General features: G+C 64.8%; 17 protein-coding genes. 5 read left to right on the forward strand and 12 right to left on the reverse strand.

Annotation, left to right across the window (positions count from 1 at the left end; translation table 11 throughout):
- A partial coding sequence (locus PVW46_RS04400; RefSeq protein ID WP_274574863.1) for a hypothetical protein occupies positions 1-239 on the forward strand: 239 nt, incomplete at its 5' end.
- A gap of 353 nt (positions 240-592) precedes the next feature.
- Here the strand turns inward: PVW46_RS04400 and PVW46_RS04405 are convergent.
- The 4 genes from PVW46_RS04405 to PVW46_RS04420 form a co-directional block, all read right to left on the reverse strand.
- Positions 593-1,066 (reverse strand): RidA family protein, encoded by a 474-nt coding sequence (locus PVW46_RS04405; RefSeq protein ID WP_052244739.1) that lies wholly within the window; start codon positions 1,064-1,066, stop codon positions 593-595.
- On the reverse strand, positions 1,063-2,970 hold the full coding sequence (locus tag PVW46_RS04410; protein WP_069210658.1) for a TRAP transporter permease: 1,908 nt from the start codon (positions 2,968-2,970) through the stop codon (positions 1,063-1,065). Before PVW46_RS04410 ends, PVW46_RS04405 begins: the two co-directional genes overlap by 4 nt.
- Positions 2,971-2,973: 3 nt before the next feature.
- Positions 2,974-3,987 (reverse strand): TAXI family TRAP transporter solute-binding subunit, encoded by a 1,014-nt coding sequence (locus PVW46_RS04415; RefSeq protein WP_157903762.1) that lies wholly within the window; start codon positions 3,985-3,987, stop codon positions 2,974-2,976.
- 123 nt (positions 3,988-4,110) lie between these two features.
- Complete coding sequence (locus PVW46_RS04420; RefSeq protein WP_069210659.1) at positions 4,111-5,013, reverse strand: LysR family transcriptional regulator; 903 nt, start codon at positions 5,011-5,013, stop codon at positions 4,111-4,113.
- A 100-nt stretch (positions 5,014-5,113) separates the two neighbouring features.
- Here PVW46_RS04420 and PVW46_RS04425 point away from each other — a divergent pair, with 100 nt between their 5' ends.
- Both PVW46_RS04425 and PVW46_RS04430 read left to right on the forward strand, forming a co-directional pair.
- On the forward strand, positions 5,114-6,100 hold the full coding sequence (locus tag PVW46_RS04425; RefSeq protein ID WP_069210660.1) for a membrane dipeptidase: 987 nt from the start codon (positions 5,114-5,116) through the stop codon (positions 6,098-6,100).
- Positions 6,097-6,657: a HutD/Ves family protein gene (locus PVW46_RS04430; RefSeq protein ID WP_083242416.1), complete on the forward strand. Its 561-nt coding sequence runs from the start codon at positions 6,097-6,099 to the stop codon at positions 6,655-6,657. The genes PVW46_RS04425 and PVW46_RS04430 overlap by 4 nt, the downstream gene beginning before the upstream one ends.
- A gap of 92 nt (positions 6,658-6,749) precedes the next feature.
- On the opposite strand, the gene PVW46_RS04435 is transcribed toward PVW46_RS04430, so the two are convergent.
- The 4 genes from PVW46_RS04435 to PVW46_RS04450 all read right to left on the reverse strand — a co-directional run bounded on the left by PVW46_RS04435 (position 6,750) and on the right by PVW46_RS04450 (position 9,230).
- Positions 6,750-6,992: a DUF2798 domain-containing protein gene (locus tag PVW46_RS04435; protein WP_069210662.1), complete on the reverse strand. Its 243-nt coding sequence runs from the start codon at positions 6,990-6,992 to the stop codon at positions 6,750-6,752.
- Between the two features lie 4 nt (positions 6,993-6,996).
- The gene (locus PVW46_RS04440; protein ID WP_069210663.1) at positions 6,997-7,536 is read right to left on the reverse strand and encodes an NADPH-dependent FMN reductase; all 540 of its coding nucleotides are present in this window, start codon (positions 7,534-7,536) and stop codon (positions 6,997-6,999) included.
- 133 nt (positions 7,537-7,669) lie between these two features.
- Positions 7,670-8,302, reverse strand: a complete 633-nt coding sequence (locus PVW46_RS04445; protein ID WP_069210664.1) for an isochorismatase family protein — start codon at positions 8,300-8,302, stop codon at positions 7,670-7,672.
- Between the two features lie 61 nt (positions 8,303-8,363).
- Positions 8,364-9,230, reverse strand: coding sequence for a pirin family protein (locus PVW46_RS04450; protein ID WP_069210665.1), 867 nt, complete (start codon positions 9,228-9,230; stop codon positions 8,364-8,366).
- 114 nt (positions 9,231-9,344) lie between these two features.
- On the opposite strand from PVW46_RS04450, the gene PVW46_RS04455 reads away from it, so the two are divergent.
- On the forward strand, positions 9,345-10,253 hold the full coding sequence (locus PVW46_RS04455; protein ID WP_069210666.1) for a LysR substrate-binding domain-containing protein: 909 nt from the start codon (positions 9,345-9,347) through the stop codon (positions 10,251-10,253).
- Positions 10,254-10,400: 147 nt separating this feature from the next.
- A complete protein-coding gene (locus PVW46_RS04460) occupies positions 10,401-12,650 on the forward strand; it encodes a molybdopterin-dependent oxidoreductase (RefSeq protein ID WP_069210667.1) in 2,250 nt (749 codons plus the stop codon).
- 78 nt (positions 12,651-12,728) lie between these two features.
- Here PVW46_RS04460 and PVW46_RS04465 read toward each other — a convergent pair whose 3' ends face one another.
- The 4 genes from PVW46_RS04465 to PVW46_RS04480 are packed head-to-tail and all read right to left on the reverse strand — an operon-like array spanning position 12,729 to position 16,129.
- Positions 12,729-13,493, reverse strand: coding sequence for an ABC transporter ATP-binding protein (locus PVW46_RS04465; protein WP_274574887.1), 765 nt, complete (start codon positions 13,491-13,493; stop codon positions 12,729-12,731).
- Positions 13,483-14,490, reverse strand: a complete 1,008-nt coding sequence (locus PVW46_RS04470) for a FecCD family ABC transporter permease (RefSeq protein ID WP_274574889.1) — start codon at positions 14,488-14,490, stop codon at positions 13,483-13,485. The genes PVW46_RS04465 and PVW46_RS04470 overlap by 11 nt, the downstream gene beginning before the upstream one ends.
- Entirely contained in the window at positions 14,491-15,423 is a 933-nt protein-coding gene (locus tag PVW46_RS04475) for an ABC transporter substrate-binding protein (protein ID WP_069210668.1), read from the reverse strand.
- Positions 15,410-16,129, reverse strand: coding sequence for a (2Fe-2S) ferredoxin domain-containing protein (locus tag PVW46_RS04480; RefSeq protein WP_069210669.1), 720 nt, complete (start codon positions 16,127-16,129; stop codon positions 15,410-15,412). Before PVW46_RS04480 ends, PVW46_RS04475 begins: the two co-directional genes overlap by 14 nt.
- Between the last annotated feature and the right edge of the window lie 70 nt (positions 16,130-16,199).

Raw genomic sequence — 16,199 nt, forward strand, 5'->3', positions numbered from 1 at the left:
CAACCAAATCAATGGGTCCTGACCCTAGACTCGATCCGAACTGCCGAAACAGCCGAATTAATGTGCGAGCCATTCCCTCCGCCACTAACAATTTTATAATTGATGTGAAATTTGGGAAGTCCGTGGCCGAGGCCGCCACTCTGCCCGTCATCCCATCTGCGCTTGAAAACGGCGTGAAGCAACATGCACCGCGTCCGACGCGCTGGCATGTGCGCGCGGATCAAGTCTGGATGCTGTAATTTTGCATCTGGTGACGATGTCGCTGCCCGACAGGGGCGCGCCGGGTTCGACTTGCCGGTTGGCGACGGAGCCGGGATCTTTCACACCGCTGGTTCCGCAGGGATCCATCGGCTGTCTGCCGATTTGACCCGCGAAGGAGTGTTGCTGCTTTTCGGAGGGGCCGGCAGACCGTTCCAAAACCGCTTGGGCCCTGATGGTCTTCGAAAGACACCAGACATCACGATATGGACCAACGACGTCTATCGATTATACCGCACGATCTTTGACCCCGAACCGGACGGCTTTGTTGGGTGGGCGCGGGCAATTAGAGGCACCTCCCGCGCCAGTCCCTGCGGGCAAGCATGATCGGTGTCTATGGGCCCCGAGCCTTGTCCCCCGGCTCGACAGCTTTCAGGGCAACCGTCGCCTCCAGCATCACCGGCGCATTTCGTGGCAGGCGGCTGACGCCCAGGACCGTCCTGGGGTGCCGTCCCGCCTGCCCCAGCGCGGCAATGATCCTCTCGGATGCGGCATCGGCCACGGTGGAGATGTCGAAACCGTCATCCCCGACGGCAACATAGACCTGCAAGCGCAGCACGCGGTCGACCTCCTCGTCGGGTCGGCGCTCCTTTGCAAGCCAGGCCAGAACCTGCCCGGCCGCGAGCCGTGCACTTTCGCAAGCGGTCTCCATGTCGATCGCTTCTCCGCACCGGCCCGCCGCATGGATCGTCCTGGGATCGGTCTTCGGGATCTGGCTGGCCAGCAGGATGACACGACCGTGCCGTGCGGCCATGACGTATTGGTATTCGGTCCCGATGGGGTCAGGCAGAACGACGTTTTGACTCATTGGGAAAGGCTTTCTTTCATGTGCAGGCTGCGACGCTGGAGGCCATAGACCCCGGCCAGCAGGACTAGCCCCGTGAGTGATGTCCATCCGCCCGGGTGCACCATCAGGATTGCCGTGCCGACCAGCCCTGCCCGCCCGACGAGCGACAGCCGCGCGCCGAACAGCCAGCCGATCACGACCGCCGAGAGGGCGCCGACCGCCAGGACAGAGCGGCCCAGGGTGTAGATCAGGTCCAGCGACCCCTCGGGGGTCAGGAGCACCGTGTTCGAAACGAACATGAACGGCACGATGTAGATCGGCAGGCCGATCAGGAAGGCGGTCCAACCGACCCGGCTGGCCTTTTCACCGGCTATCGGCGCCGCGGCATAGGCGGCCACGGCCAGCGGTGGCGTGATCTGGCCAAGGACGGCGTAGTAGAAGACGAACATATGCGCGGCCAGCGGATCGGCCCCCAGTTTCGTCAGGGCAGGCGCGACCAGCGTGGCCTGCACGATATAGGCCGCTGTCGTCGGCATCCCCATGCCAAAGATGAAGGCCGCGATCATCGCCAGAACCAGGGCAACATCCAGCGACCCGCCGGCAAACCCTGTCACCACCGAGCTGAACTTGAACCCAAGCCCCGAGATCTGGACGATCCCGACGATGATCCCGGCCGAGGCGCAGGCGACGGCGACCACGGCCGCGCCTTCGACCCCCAGGCGGACACCGGCAACCAACTGGCGCCAGCCGATAAAGGTGGAGGGCCGCAAATAGGGCACGACAATCGCCGCCAGGACCCCGAAAAACGCGCTGTATCCCGGCGAATAGCCCTGCAACATCAGGGTGACCAACAAGACGACCGGGATCAGGAAGGTCCAGCCCGAGGCCAGCACGCGGCGGGTCGACCCTGCCTCGGCCTTGGCCAGAGGCTTCAGGTCCAGCTTGAGAGAGGCCAGGTGCACGGCCAGCAGCAAGGCGACGTAGAACAGCACCGCAGGCAACAGCGCGGCGGCAACCACCTCGAGATAGGGAATGCCCAGGATCGCGGCCATGAGAAAGGCGGCGGCCCCCATGATCGGCGGCGTGATCTGGCCCCCGGTGGAGGCGATGGCCTCGACCGCGCCAGCGAACCGCCGAGGGTAGCCCAGCTTGAGCATCATCGGGATGGTCAGCGAACCTGTCGTGGCCACGTTGGCCACGGAACTGCCGGACATCATGCCCATGAGGCCGCTGGCCACGACGGCGATCTTGGCCGGTCCACCCCGCGTCTGCCCGGTCATGGCTCGCGTGATGGTGATGAAGAAATCACCGCCACCAGCAACTTGAAGCACGGCGCCGAACATCACGAAAAGAAAGATATATTCCGCCGACACGCCAAGGGCCGTGCCGAAGATGCCCTCGAAGCTGAAGTACATCTGGTCGACGAATTCGCTCAACCCGACGCCGCCATGCGCCAGCGGACGCAGCCAGCTCACGAACCTCAGGTCCGGGCCGACGAAGGCATAGGCGATGAAGATCAGGCAAAGCCAGACGATGGCCATGCCAAGCGCGCGCCGCGTCGCTTCCAGCACGACGACCAGGGCGCTGAGCGCCACGAACACTTCGACCGGCGTGGCGTCCTGTGTCCAGGGAGGCCGGACCACGATCGACGGTTCGAACAGGACAGCGTAGCCCAGCGAGACCACCGCCAAGCCCCCCAGGACCACATCGACGAAGACCCCCGCCCGGTGTCGGGCGGCGGGCATCAGCAAGAGGATCACGATGACCGCCATCAAGGCATGAGCGGCCCGCAACACCAGGTTCGGCGCCAGCCAGAACGGCGAGGCCGCGGCAAGGTGAAATGCAATCATGACCAGGGCCAGGACGGTGATCGCACCGTTCCTGTAGCCTTTCCCCTGATCCGGACCTGCCGCGACCTCCGTCATGTGTCAGGCTCCCAGCGACGATTCAGAGTAAGGGATGCCCATCTCTTCGAAATAGGCCTTGGCGCCGGGATGCAGCGGGATGATCATGCCGCGGCCCACCGTTTCCTTGGAGATATTCCCAAGAAGCGAGTGCACCGCCTTGAAATCATCGAGGTTTTCCCAAAGCTGCTTGACGATGGCATAGGCCGTGTCGTCCGGCATGTCCGCCGAGGCGAAAAGGATCGTGTTGGTGCCCACCGTCTCGGCCGGCACATCCTGCCCTTCGAACAGTCCTGCGGGCAGGGTCACGCGCTCGAACCCGGCGCCGCTGTCTGCCATGAACTTGTCCAGAACCGCCGAGTCGAAGGACAGCGCCCGCATCTTGCGCACGGTTTCGTTCTGCATCACCGTCGGATGCGGCCAGAGCGACAGCCACATGACCGCGTCCAGCTGGCCATTGCGCAGCGCCTCGTGGGACTCGCTCCAGCTGAGCGGGTGCAGCTTGCCGCCGTCAGCCTCGATGTCGTCGGTGGTCATGCCGGCTGCGGCCAGCAGGTTTTCAAAGGCAAGCCACGAGGTCTGCCCCGGCTGACCGGCGCTGACCTGCTTGCCGCGCAGATCGTCGAGCGAGCGAATGTCGCTGTCGGCATCCACCCAGATCTGGATGGCACTTTGCATGATGTTCATCAGGCCGCGCGCGTTCTGCACCGGACGGTCCGGAGTGGCCGGGTCGCGGCCTTCCCATGCGTCCAGGGCGTTGTTGGCCGAGGTGATGCCAAGATCCGCCTTGCCATCCCGCACCCGCAGGAGGTTCGGGCCGGAGCCACCGGGCTGGACATCGATGATCGACGAGGGAAAGACCCGGGACAGGATGTCGGCCACGCCGGTGCCGACGATGCCAAAGACGCCGCCCGAAGGGCCGCCGCCGATGGTCAGGAAATCCGGCGCCTGGGCAGCAGCCAGCCGCGGCATCGCGGCAAGAGGCAGCGCGGCGGCAGCCGTGGCAAGCAATCTGCGGCGGGTGAGTGTGTCGGTCATTTTGGTCTCCATCATCACAAGCACGGGATCGCCCGTGCGGCCGAAGGTATTGGACACAGGAGACGCGGAGGCGCCGCTTCAATCAATTAAAAACTTATGTCCTCAACTTCAGGATTCCTGAAGTCAGCTGGGAATGATCCGATCTTCGCGCTTGGCGCGCTCGATCCCCTCGATCACTGCCTTCTCGAAGGCACTGGCGACCGGGACCATTTCAGACTGGGCGCGGGTCATGATCTCGACGTGGCGGCGGGCTGTCGGATCGGCCAGCGCGACAAAGACAAGTCCCGGCCCCAGCCCCTCGATCGCGAGCCGCGGCAGGACCGTCACGCCAACCCCTGCCCTGACCATGCCCAGAACGGAGGCCGTGTTGCGGATGCGCAGGTTTGCCGCCTCGTCGATGGCCCGGAAGGCCGCGTTTTCGATCACGTCGCCGGATGCGTTCGAGATGACAGGCACCTTGGCCAATTCTTCCCAGGACAGCGGTGCCTTCGCGGCCGCAAGCGGATGATCGACCGCGCAGATCACTCCGAAGGGTTCCGAGAACAGGACGACCCGCCTCAGCGCACCTGTCGGCCCCCGGCAGGATCCTATGCCAATGTCGATGCGCCCCAACTCGACCTCGCGCTGGACCGTGCCGGAATCCATGTCCCGCACCTGGATCACCACGTCCGGGCGGTCGTGAACGAAGGTTTGCACCACGTCCGGCAGGATCGCCGTCGTCACCGAGGGAACCGCGCCGACCCTTACGATACCGCTGCGGGCCTGCGTCATCTGCACGATGGAATCGATGCAGCGGTCGAATTGCGCCGTCCCCGCACGGGCCTCGGTCAGGACCAGCTGCCCCAGCGTCGTGAGACGGTTCTTGCGGTCGCTTTCGAACAGCGGCGCCCCCAGATGGTCCGTCAGTTGCTTGAGCGACATGGACACCGCCGAGGGCGTACGCCCCAACCGGTTCGCGGCATCATTCAGGTTCCCATGCTCGGCGACGGCGACAAAACAGCGAAGCATTTCGATCTTGATGGCCATAGAGTTTCAACGATTCTTAAGTTGGGTTCAGATAATTGAGTGTGACTGAAGTCACTCTGGCGCGCCATAGTTGCATGACCTTTGCAGACTAGAGAGTTCCATGCCCCAGACTTACCGGATCGACTGCCTCCAATACGCCAATTGGTCTCCGAAAATCTTTGACCAGATGCGCGAGGGCGGCCTGGACGCAGTGCATGTCACCATTGCCTACCACGAGGATTTCCGCGCCACCGCCGCGAACATCGCGGACTGGAACCTGCGCTTTCAGCGTCACAGCGACCTGATTTTCAAGGGACGCACCGGGGATGACGTGCGTCGGGCCCGGGAAACGGGGCGCACGGCGATTTTCCTTGGCCTTCAGACCCCTGCCCCCATCGAGGCCGACATCGGCCTGGTCGAGATCCTGCACGACCTGGGGGTGCGTTTCATGCAGCTCAGTTACAACAACCAATCACTGCTGGCGACGGGCTGTTACGAGGCTGACGACCCCGGCATCACCCGGATGGGCCGGCAGGTCATCAAGGAAATGAACCGGACCGGACTGGTGGTGGACATGTCGCATTCCGCCGACCGTTCGACGCTGGAAGCGATCGAGATTTCGGACCGCCCCATCGCGATCACCCATGCCAACCCCTCGGCATGGCATCCCGCCAAGCGCAACAAGTCCGACGATGTGCTGCGGGCGCTGGCGCAAAGTGGCGGCATGCTGGGCTTTTCACTCTACCCCCATCACCTGAAGGGTGGCAGCGACTGCACGCTCGACGATTTCTGCAAAATGGTGGCGCGCACCGCGGACCTCATGGGTCCTGAACACATCGGGATTGGCAGCGACCTGTGCCAGGATCAACCGGACAGTGTGGTGGAATGGATGCGCGTGGGCCGCTGGACCCGCGAAATGGACTATGGCGAAGGATCTGCCTCTGCTGCCGGCTTCCCGCCGCAACCGGAGTGGTTCCGGGACAATCGGGACTTTGCCAACCTCGAGACGGGCCTGCGCCGCGTCGGTTTTTCGGACGAGGACATCTCTGGTGTCATCGGTGGGAACTGGCTCCGGTTCTACGACGAGAGTTTCGGGCCCGCCACATGAGCCAGGCTCTACAGCTCATCGGTCCCGACCACTGGACCGAAATGGCATGGCGCAACGGAGGTGGCACCACCTCCGAGATTTGCGCGGAAACCCGCGACGGCGCCCTGCTCTGGCGTCTGAGTACGGCCATCGTCGAACGCGATGGCCCGTATTCGGTCTTTCCCGGCCTTACGCGGATCAGCACCGTGATCGAAGGCCAGGGCACCAGGATCACGGAAGCTGGCGCGGACAATTGGCGCGAGATTGCGCCGCTCGTCCCGAGCCGCATCGACGGAGACCGGCAAATCGAAGGGCGTCTGGTGAACGGCCCAGTCCGCTATCTGAACCTGTTCTTCGACCCTGCGCGTCTTGCGGCGCAGGTCTCGGTCATGCGGCTGAACGGCGGCGCCAGGACGGGAAGCTCCCCAAGCGCGATATTCTGTGTGGCCGGTGACTGTGCAATTGCCACGTCCCCAAGCACCTCGATCAGCGCGATGACCCTTGTGAGGGACATTCCGGCGGAGACACATCTCACCGGAGAGGCAACCCTGGTATCTGTGGTCCTGCAGCCCACCTGAACTTTTCCGGCCGATGGCATTGAGTGGAGAGGCGCGCGGGCCGCAGGAACGCCAGGCCGGAAGGGTTGCCTGACCCTTCCGGCCTTCATGCGTCACGGCCAAACACTTGCTGCCTTATCCGCCAGTTTGCCCGACAGAAAGCGCAGCTTGTCTCCGAACACCATGTCCAGCGAGAACGCGATCGGCAAGGCGATCAGGATGCTTTGCCCCCAAACCTGCAGCCACTGGATCGAGAGTCCGAATTCCAGCAGGCTGAACACGCCCGATAGCGCGGCGGACATGAAGGTCGACATGACCAGAGAGCCTGAAAGGCGTTGAAGGCGCTGACGATACATCTTTTCAAGCGACCTCCTGCAGGGCCAGCGCCTCGGCTGCGGCGGTCAGGTCTTTCAGGGCGTCCTTCTCGGTGATGTGCCCGGTCGCGGCATCAAAGACGTCATGAAAACTGGGCACCGAAACGGCCGCGCGCAGGTCTGCCCCGAAGAACCCGGCAGACCCTTTCGCGGACGCCAGCACACTGCCCGCACCGCCGGGACCCGGCGAGGTCGACAGGAAAACCGCCGGCTTGTCCTGGTACACTTTCTGATCGATGCGGCTCGCCCAGTCGAAGAGGTTCTTGTAGGCGGCGGAATAGGATCCGTTGTGTTCCGCGAAGGAGACGATGACCCCCTCGGCGGACCCGATCTTGTCGAAGAACGCCCGCGCCGCCGGGGGCAGACCGATTTCCTGCTCGAGATCCGTACTGAAGATCGGCAGATCGTAGTCCCGCAGGTCCAGGACCTCGATCTCGGCCCCCGGGACCAGTGTTGCGGTGAACTGCGCCAGGGCCTTGTTGATGGATTTCTTGCTGGTGCTGGCACCAAATGCGATGATTTTCATGGATGGTTTTCCTTCTATGTCAGAGTATTGCGTGGATTTTGTCATGTCGAAGCGGCGCCCGCCCGGCATTTTCAGCGCGGGAGGGTGCCGCCCCGGACGGCCTGCCGGGAACGGCCAACGGCCTTGGCAGAGGTCAGGCGGCCTTGTCGGTGGACACGACACTTCTGCGCACCTGGCCGACCAGCATTGCCCAGTCCATGTCGAGCGCGCCGTAGACCTCGGCTGCAACCGGACGGGCATTGTCGGCGAGGATCTCGACCATCAGGCTTGCCCCGTCGGCGACGACCACACCGGCCTGCGACAGGCGCAGCAGCCCGGTCTCGCGCTTGGTCTGGCTGAACGTCCCCGAGGCATCCATTGCGACATAGGCATTGTAGCCCTTGCGCTGCGCTGTCATCGCCGGGAAAGCCGCGCAGACCTCCAGCGAGACGCCGGCAAAGATGAGGTTCTGCCGCCCGGTCGCCTCGATCGCCGCGGCCACGCGCGGATCATCCCAGGCATTGACCGAGGTGCGGTCGATGAACTCATGGCCCGGCAGCGCGGCGACCAGCTCGGGGAAGGCCGGGCCCCAAAGCATCTCCGCAGAGGTCGTGGTGGTAACAATCGGCAGGCCCAGGGCCTTGGCAGCCTTGGCCAGCCCGACGACGTTGTGCTTGAGCTCGGCGACCGAGTAGTCGCGGACGCCGGTCATCAGGCCGACCTGGTGATCCACCAGAACGAGGGCCGTGTTGTCCTGTGTCATCGGTTCTGGATTGGCATAAGTCATTACATTTTCCTTTTATCTGAGGGTGTTGTGTGGTGTTTGTGATTCCACAGGCCGCTGCGCTTCAGTCGATGGAGCCCAGTTCACCGGCCTCATGGGCGGCGATCACCTGTGCCAGCTGATCGGCATCGCGCATCGCGAACGGACCCTTTTGCACGAAGGGTTCGCGCAGGGGTGTTCCGCCAAGCAACACGGCCTGTCCGCCTTCACCGCTGAGCAAGTGGATCTCCTCGGCGCCGTGGATGGCCAGCGCCGTGTCGCTGCTCAGCCGGTGGCGGACCCCGTCAAGCTCCGCCTCGACCTCGCCACTGATAACATGCAGCCAGGCGGCCTCTCCGGGATCGGCGCGATGGGTGAAACTGCCGCCCGCCCGCAGGGCGATATCGAGAATGGTGAAGGGCAAGGCGGGCGGGGTGGCCCCGACCACGCCGTTGCTTTGGCCGGTCATCACCCGCACCCGATGGCCGGGGCCTTCGATCACCGGCATCTCCGTGGCGGCGACATGGCGCGCATCGGGTGCGTCCAGCTTCTGCGCCGACGGCAGGTTGACGAAGATCTGCAGGGCGTGGGTACGCGACCCCGGCGTGGGCGCCTCGTCGTGTACGGCACCGCGGGCGGCCTTCAGCCAGTATAGATCGCCCGGGGCCAGGTCGATGTCGTTGCCCAGCGAATCCCGGTTGCGAAAGCTGCCGGTGCTGTCCTCGAAGAGCACGCTGACCGCCGAAAGCCCGGCATGGGCATGGGGCGCGAAGGTCGGTGCGGTCATGGTGAAGTGGTCGACCATGATCAGCGGGTCCATCAGCCCGTCAAGCTGGCGGTGGATGAAGCTGAGCGCCTCGAAGCCCTCGCCCCGGGTCATCTTCTCCCCGTGCTGGACCGCGATGATCGCGGTGCCCGGTTCTTGGGATTGAAGTCTGTGTTGCAGGGTCATATTCGCCTCCTTTGCTGAACATGAACCTACTTTCGGAACGAACGTCCGAAAATCCGTTGATCTTGGAACCCTTCGTTCTGTATTTGGAACGAAAGCCGTGATCAAAAAGGCCGGATGATGGACCTCAATCAAGCCTACTACCTGGTGCAAGTCGTTGAGAAACAGGGGTTCTCGGCAGCGGCGCGGACCTTGGGCATTCCCAAGTCGCGGATCAGCCGGCAGGTCAAGAGCCTCGAAGAAACGCTGGGCACGCGGCTTCTGAACCGGGACTCGCGGCAGATGTCCCTGACGGAGGCGGGCGAGGCCTACTACCGTCATGCTAGGATGGCGCTGGAATGCATGCTCGCCGCCGAGGCAGCGGTCCGCAAGGACAAGGATGCGTTGGAGGGCACCGTCACCCTGTCCAGTTCGGTTGGCGTCGCGCAATTCGCGCTTAGCCGCATCCTGCCGCGTTTCCTTGACGAGAACCCGCGTGTCGTCCTGCGGCTACAGGCCTCGAACGACTTTGCGGACATGATCGGCGATGGCATCGACCTGGCCATTCGGGGACATGTCAGGTTGCTGCCGGACTCCGGGTTGATCCAACGGCGCATCGCGGACGTCCCCTGGCACCTGTTCGGCTCCCCGGGCCTTGCGCAGCAGCTCGGACGCGGGGCATCACCGACGGACCTCGAAGGCCAGCCCGGTCTGGCGCTTGGCTGGCGGCCCGGGGGCAGCAGCTGGTCGCTGCAGGGGCCTGGCGGCAGCAGTGCCTCTGTTCCCTTCGCGGCGCGGATGCGCAGCGATGACATGGTCAGCCTGAAGGAGGCCGCCGCGGCGGGGCTGGGGGTGGTGGCCCTGCCCGCCTATGTCTGCGCCGAGGAAGTCGCGGCGGGTCGGTTGTGCCGCCTCTTGCCGGACTGGGTCGCCGGACTGCCCGAGATCAGCCTGCTGATGCACGAACGCCGGGGCAACCCGCCTCAGGTCGACGCCCTCGCCGACTTTCTGCGCCGCGAATTGCCGGCGGTCATGGAGGATAGGTGACCCTTTTGCGCCCGCCGGTCTCGCCAAAGGCATTCCGGAGCGGGTACAGGCGGCCCTGTGAATGTGGCAGGATGCCGGGAATCTTCGCCCGTATCAGTCTGTACTTTCCGGGCGGTCGAGGACCCGGCACCAATATGGAGAAGGCAAATGGCCGACAAAACCGCGCCATCGACAAAGGTAACCTCCAGCCATTGGGGTGCCTTCGAGGTCGACGTGGAAGGTGACCGGATCGTTGCGACCCGGCCGTTCTCCCAGGATCCGCATCCCTCGCGAATCCCCGACAGCCTCCCGGCCGCGGTCCATCACAAGACTCGCGTCGCCCGCCCCTCGATCCGGCGTGGCTGGCTGGAGGCGCGGGAACGCGGTGGACGGGGCGCGCAGGAGTTTGTCGAACTCCCCTGGGATGAAGCGCTGGACATCGCGGCAGCAGAGATCGACCGCGTCCGCCACCAACACGGAAACGAGTCGATTTTCGGTGGCTCCTACGGTTGGGGATCGGCCGGACGCTTTCACCACGCCCAAAGCCAGGTGCACAGGTTTCTGAATTGCATCGGCGGATATGTCGCCTCCTTTGGCAGCTACTCGACCGGATGTGCGCAATCCATCATGCCGCATGTGCTGGGCGTGAATTTCCTGCAGTTGCTCTATGAGCATCAGGACGGATGGCAGACGATCCACGACAACACCGAGACCCTGGTGATGTTCGGCGGGATCAACCCGAAGAATTCGCAAGTCAGCATGGGCGGCATCACCGAGCACGAGACCGCCGGCTGGTTCGATCGGTTGGCGACCAGAGGCACGCGTTGCATCAACATAGGACCGCAACGCACCGATGCGCCCGAAGGCTGCGAATGGCTGCCCGTCCGGCCCGGATCGGACACCGCGCTGATGCTGGCGTTGGCCCATGTGCTCGAGGAAGAGGGGCTTGTCGATCGTGCCTTCCTGGCCAGCCATACGGTCGGTTACGAACGGTTCCGGCCCTACCTGATGGGCGATACGGACGGTGTGCCCAAGACCCCGGACTGGGCGGCGCCCCTGTGCGGCGTGGGCGCCGACACGATCCGGGCGCTCGCGCGGCGCATGGCTTCGACCCGGACGCTGATCACCGTGGCATGGTCGCTGCAGCGCGCCGAACATGGCGAACAGCCCTACTGGATGTCTGTTGTCCTGGCCGCAATGCTGGGCCAGATCGGCCTGCCGGGCGGTGGCGTGGGCTATGGCTACGGGGCGATTGGCGGCGTTGGCAAGTCGCTCCTTGGGCTGCGCGGCATGACCTTCCCGCAACTGTCGAACCCGGTCGAGGACACAATCCCGGTGGCGCGCATCGGCGACATGCTTCGCAATCCCGGGCGCCCCTATGATTTCAACGGGCAACGCAAGACCTATCCCGACATCCGCCTGGTTTACTGGGCGGGCGGCAATCCCTACCATCACCACCAGGATCTCAACGCCCTGCACGAGGCCTGGCAGCGGCCCGAGACAATCATCGTGAACGAACCCTGGTGGACAGCGACCGCCAAACGCGCCGACATCGTCTTTCCCGCCACCACCCCCTACGAACGCGAGGACATCGGCCGCACCAATATGGACGACTATCTGTTCCACATGCCACGGCTGATCCCGCCCGTAGGCCAAGCGCGCGACGATTACGACATATTCAGCGGGCTTGCAGAGCGCTGCGGCGTGGGCCACCAGTTCACCGAAGGCCGCAGCGCCGATGACTGGATCGCAACGCTCTACGCCGAGTACCGGGACGCGGCGGCGAATGTTGGTATCGACGTGCCTGATCTGGACGCGCTGCGAGAGCGCAACTGGATAAAGCTGCCAATCAAGGCCGAGGGACCGAACCGCACGTTCTTTGCCCCGTTCCGCGAAGATCCCGATGCGTTCCGCCTGGGCACTCCGTCTGGCCGGATCGAGATTTTCTCGGCAACAATCGACAGTTTCGGATACGACGATTGTCCCGGTCACCCGGTCTGGTTGCCGCCAACGGAATGGCTGGGCACCGCCAGCACGGCGGCACCCCTGCACCTGGTTTCGCCCCAACCGGGGGACAAGCTTCACAGCCAGCTTGAAGCCGCGCTTGCCGATGTCGAGGGTGCCCGCCCCGAAACACTGGTCATCCATCCGGACGATGCCGCGGCACGCGAGATCACCACGGGCGATCTGCTGCGGGTCTTCAACGCACGCGGCGCGTGCCGCGCCCGGGCGTCTGTATCAAGCGACATCAATCCGGGGGTCGTGGCCCTGCCGACAGGGGCATGGTTCGGGGCCCCGGGCGGCAACATCGACCCTGACGGCAACCCCAATGTGCTGACGCTGGATGTGGGCACCTCCCGCCTTGGACAGGGATGCAGCGCCCATTCTGCCCTGGTGCAGGTCGCGCGTCTGTCGTGATCGCGGACAAGGGCCCGGACTGGCAAGATACCGTGGACGGGCAAAGCGGTTTGCCCGCCCTCTGGTCCCGCCGAAGGGTCAGACCGGCCCGGTGACGTCCAGCGACGTGCCGCGAAACTGAGCATCCACCCTGTAGTGGGTCATGAGCATGTCGCGGCTCAACAGGGTCGCAGGCGCTCCGCTGGCCACGATCCTGCCGGACTGCATCAGGTAGACCTTGTGGCAATAGCGCATCGCAAGCGTCAGGTCATGCAGGCACATCAGCACGGTCCGCCCCCGGCGCCGGACCTCGTCCAGCAGCACCAGCTGATAGTGCAGGTCCAGGTGATTGGTCGGTTCGTCCAGCACGTAGACCTGCGGATCGCAGGCCAGGAGCTGGGCAAAGTAGCAGCGCTGCAGCTCTCCGCCGGACAGCCGCTCGGCGGATTGGTCCGCCTTGTCGGTCAAGCCGACGATCCCCAGCGCCTCGTCGAGGCGCCTCCGGATTTCGCCCCGTCCCAGGCCTTTCGCCTCAAGCCCGATTTCCACGATGTCCCGGGGCGTCAATCCCGCCAGCAACCCCGCGCTTTGCACAAGGGCGCCCAGCACCTGCGCCCATTCCACGTGGCTATGGCAGTCCATCTCCCTGCCAAAGGCCTCAATCCGCCCCGAAGCTGGCCGCGTGGCCCGGTAGAGCGTGCGTAATAGCGTTGTCTTGCCGGCGCCGTTCGGTCCCAGCAAGCCGTGGATTTCCCCTTTGGGCACGCTCAGGGATGCGTCCTGTACAACGCCCCTGCCCTCGACAGAGACGCTGAGGTTCCGGATGCAAAGGGCAGCATCCCGGCAAACAGGGTCATGCAACACGACGGATCCCCCGCAGGATAAGGATGAAGGGCGGTGCCGCGAACAGCGCCAGCAACACCCCAAGCGGCAGTTCCTCGGGCGCCAGAAGCACCCGGCACAGCAGATCGACGGCGATCAGGACCACCGCGCCAAGGGCCATCGTCAGGGGCAGCAGCACCCGGTGCCGGGCACCGGTCAGCAGCCGCGCCATATGCGGCACGATCAGGCCCACGAAACCGACGATGCCCGCCACCGATACCGCCAGCCCGGTCAAGAGCACCGTCGCCACGAAGATCAACAACCGGATGCGGCCGATGCGAAACCCAAGCGCCTGCGCCCGTTCCTCGCCCAGCAGGGTCGCGTCCAGCGCGTTTGCGTTGCGCAGCGCGACCGCCCCAACCACGACAAGACTCAGGCCCAGCATCGGCACCTCATGCCAGTGCGTGCCCGCCGCCGTCCCCATCAGCCAGCCCATCGCGTTGCGGGTGGCGTGCGGATCACCGACATAGAGGAAAAAGGCCGTCAGCGACTGGAACATCAGCGACACGGCGACACCTGCAAGGATCACCACCAGAGGGTCGGGCATCCTGCCGCGTCTCTGCGACAGGCCAATGGTCATGACAAAAGCCAGCGCCGCCCCGAGAAAGGCGATGAGCGGCACGCCAAGCCGGTCGGTCATGCCCGTGGGCAGCCAGATGATCGCCGCCACCGCAGCGGCCGAGGCGCCCGACGACAGCCCCATCAAGTAAGGGTCCGCCATCGGATTGCGCAGGGCCGTCTGCATCAACGCCCCTGCCAGGGCCAGCCCGGCCCCGATCAGCCCCACCGCCAGGACGCGAGGGATTCGCCACTGCCAGACGATCAGGGACAGTCCGCGCGGGGCGGTCTCATCCCGCATCAGGATGGCAAACCGGTCGGCCCAGGAGATCTGGGCCGTGCCCCAAAGGACACCGGCCAGGGCCACGAACAGCAGCCCCCCAAGGGTCGCGACCAACAGGATCGGAAATCGGGCGGGCACTTAGTCCAATGCCTTGAGCTGCGCATTCACACGCTCGACCCCATCGGCGAAGCGCATGCCAAGCAGGGTCTCCGAGAAGGGCACGACCACGTAGCGACCGTTCCTGACCGCCGACAGCTCTGCCAGTACCGGATCGTTTTCCAGGTAGGCCCGTTTGTCCGCAGCGGTGGACCAATCCGCCTCGATCAGCAGGATCACCTCGGGATCGGCGGCGACGACGCGTTCCCACGAAAGGTCGATCCAGGTGCCCTGAACCTCGGAACTGATGCTGTGCAGGCCGGCGGTACGGGCCAGCAGCGCCGGGCCGCCGCAACAGCCGATGGAATAGGGCGTATCCGTCCCGCTGTCATAGATGAACGCGGTCCGACCGCCGCCCGCCGGGTCATTCTGAACCGCGTCGATGCGCGCCCGGGTTTCGGCGATCAGCGCGTCGGCACGGTCCGCCACGCCAAAGATGTCACCGATCACCTCGATGTCGCGCAGGATCGGGGCCTGTGTCAGGGGAACGTCCTTCGGATGCGCATCCTTGCAGGAGGCATCGGCCAGGTAGGTGCCCACCCCAAGGTCATGCCACTTTTGCGCGGCACCCAGGTTGTCCTCGGAAAAGGCGGACCCGAATCCCGCGAACAGGAAGTCAGGCTCTTGCGCAAGGACGACCTCGGCGGCGGGGTATTTCTCTGCCAGCACGGGCACGCTGTCATAGGCCGCTCGCCATTGCTCGGGGATGGCGTCGTCCATGTAGGCGGTTCCGACTATCCGATCCTGCAGGCCAAGCGCCAGCATGACCTCGGTGGCCTGCTGGTTGAGCGTGATCGCCCGGCTGGGGGGCGCGTCATAGGTAAAGGACGCGCCGCAGCTTTCGACAGTCACCGGGTCCGCCACAGCAGCTCCGGCGGCCATTGCAAGGACGAAACTGAGTTTAAACGGGTTCATGGGTATCTCCGGTCCTGTGAATCAAAAGATGTCGGGGGAGTGCGCCGGCGCCGATCGCCTTGGTGACGACCGCGCGGACATCGGCCACGTCGGTCACCCGGTACCAATGGCCTTCGGGGTAGTGCACGATCACCGGGCCGGCGTTGCAGGGAAACAGGCAACCGGTCGTCGTCACGAGGCAGTCGGCGCTGACGCCCGCCCGGCGCAGTTCGTCCTTGAGAACATCGGCCAGATGAGGCGCGTCCTTGAGGTGGCAACGCGGACCGGCACAGACCAGCAGGTGATGGCGAAACTCCGGCGGCGCATCCCAGCCCTTGCCCAACTCGCCGTCCGGCAAAGGGGCGATGCGCGATGCCGGGACCCGCGCCCGCGCGGCATTCCGCACCAAGCCGGCGTCTTCCTCTGCCGGGCGCGCAAAAAACAGCTCGGGCGCCGCTTCGCCGCGCTTGTGCAACCAGCTTGCCGCCGCCCCGGGCAGCCACCGTTCCAGGCTTTGTGAAAACGGCAAGCCGATGGGCCGCAGCTGAATCCGGTTGGCGCCCTCGGCGGCCAGGGCGTCCAGCACCCGCCAGAGGTTCTGCCCCTCGCCTTCGAGACGCAGGGCGACCGCATGGCACGGGGCTTCCTGAACCAGAGCATCGGCCAGCTTGCGGAACCGGGTGGCGCTGACGTAACTCGCTGAAATCAGGAATACATATGCGTCCATGCCCAGCCCTCGTTCAGAGGAAACAGGCAAGCGCACGGGACCGGGCACTGTGGAACTGTCATCTTGTCCT

Source organism: Mameliella sp. AT18 (assembly GCF_028807275.1).
In the GTDB taxonomy this organism is placed as follows: Bacteria; Pseudomonadota; Alphaproteobacteria; order Rhodobacterales; family Rhodobacteraceae; genus Antarctobacter; species Antarctobacter albus.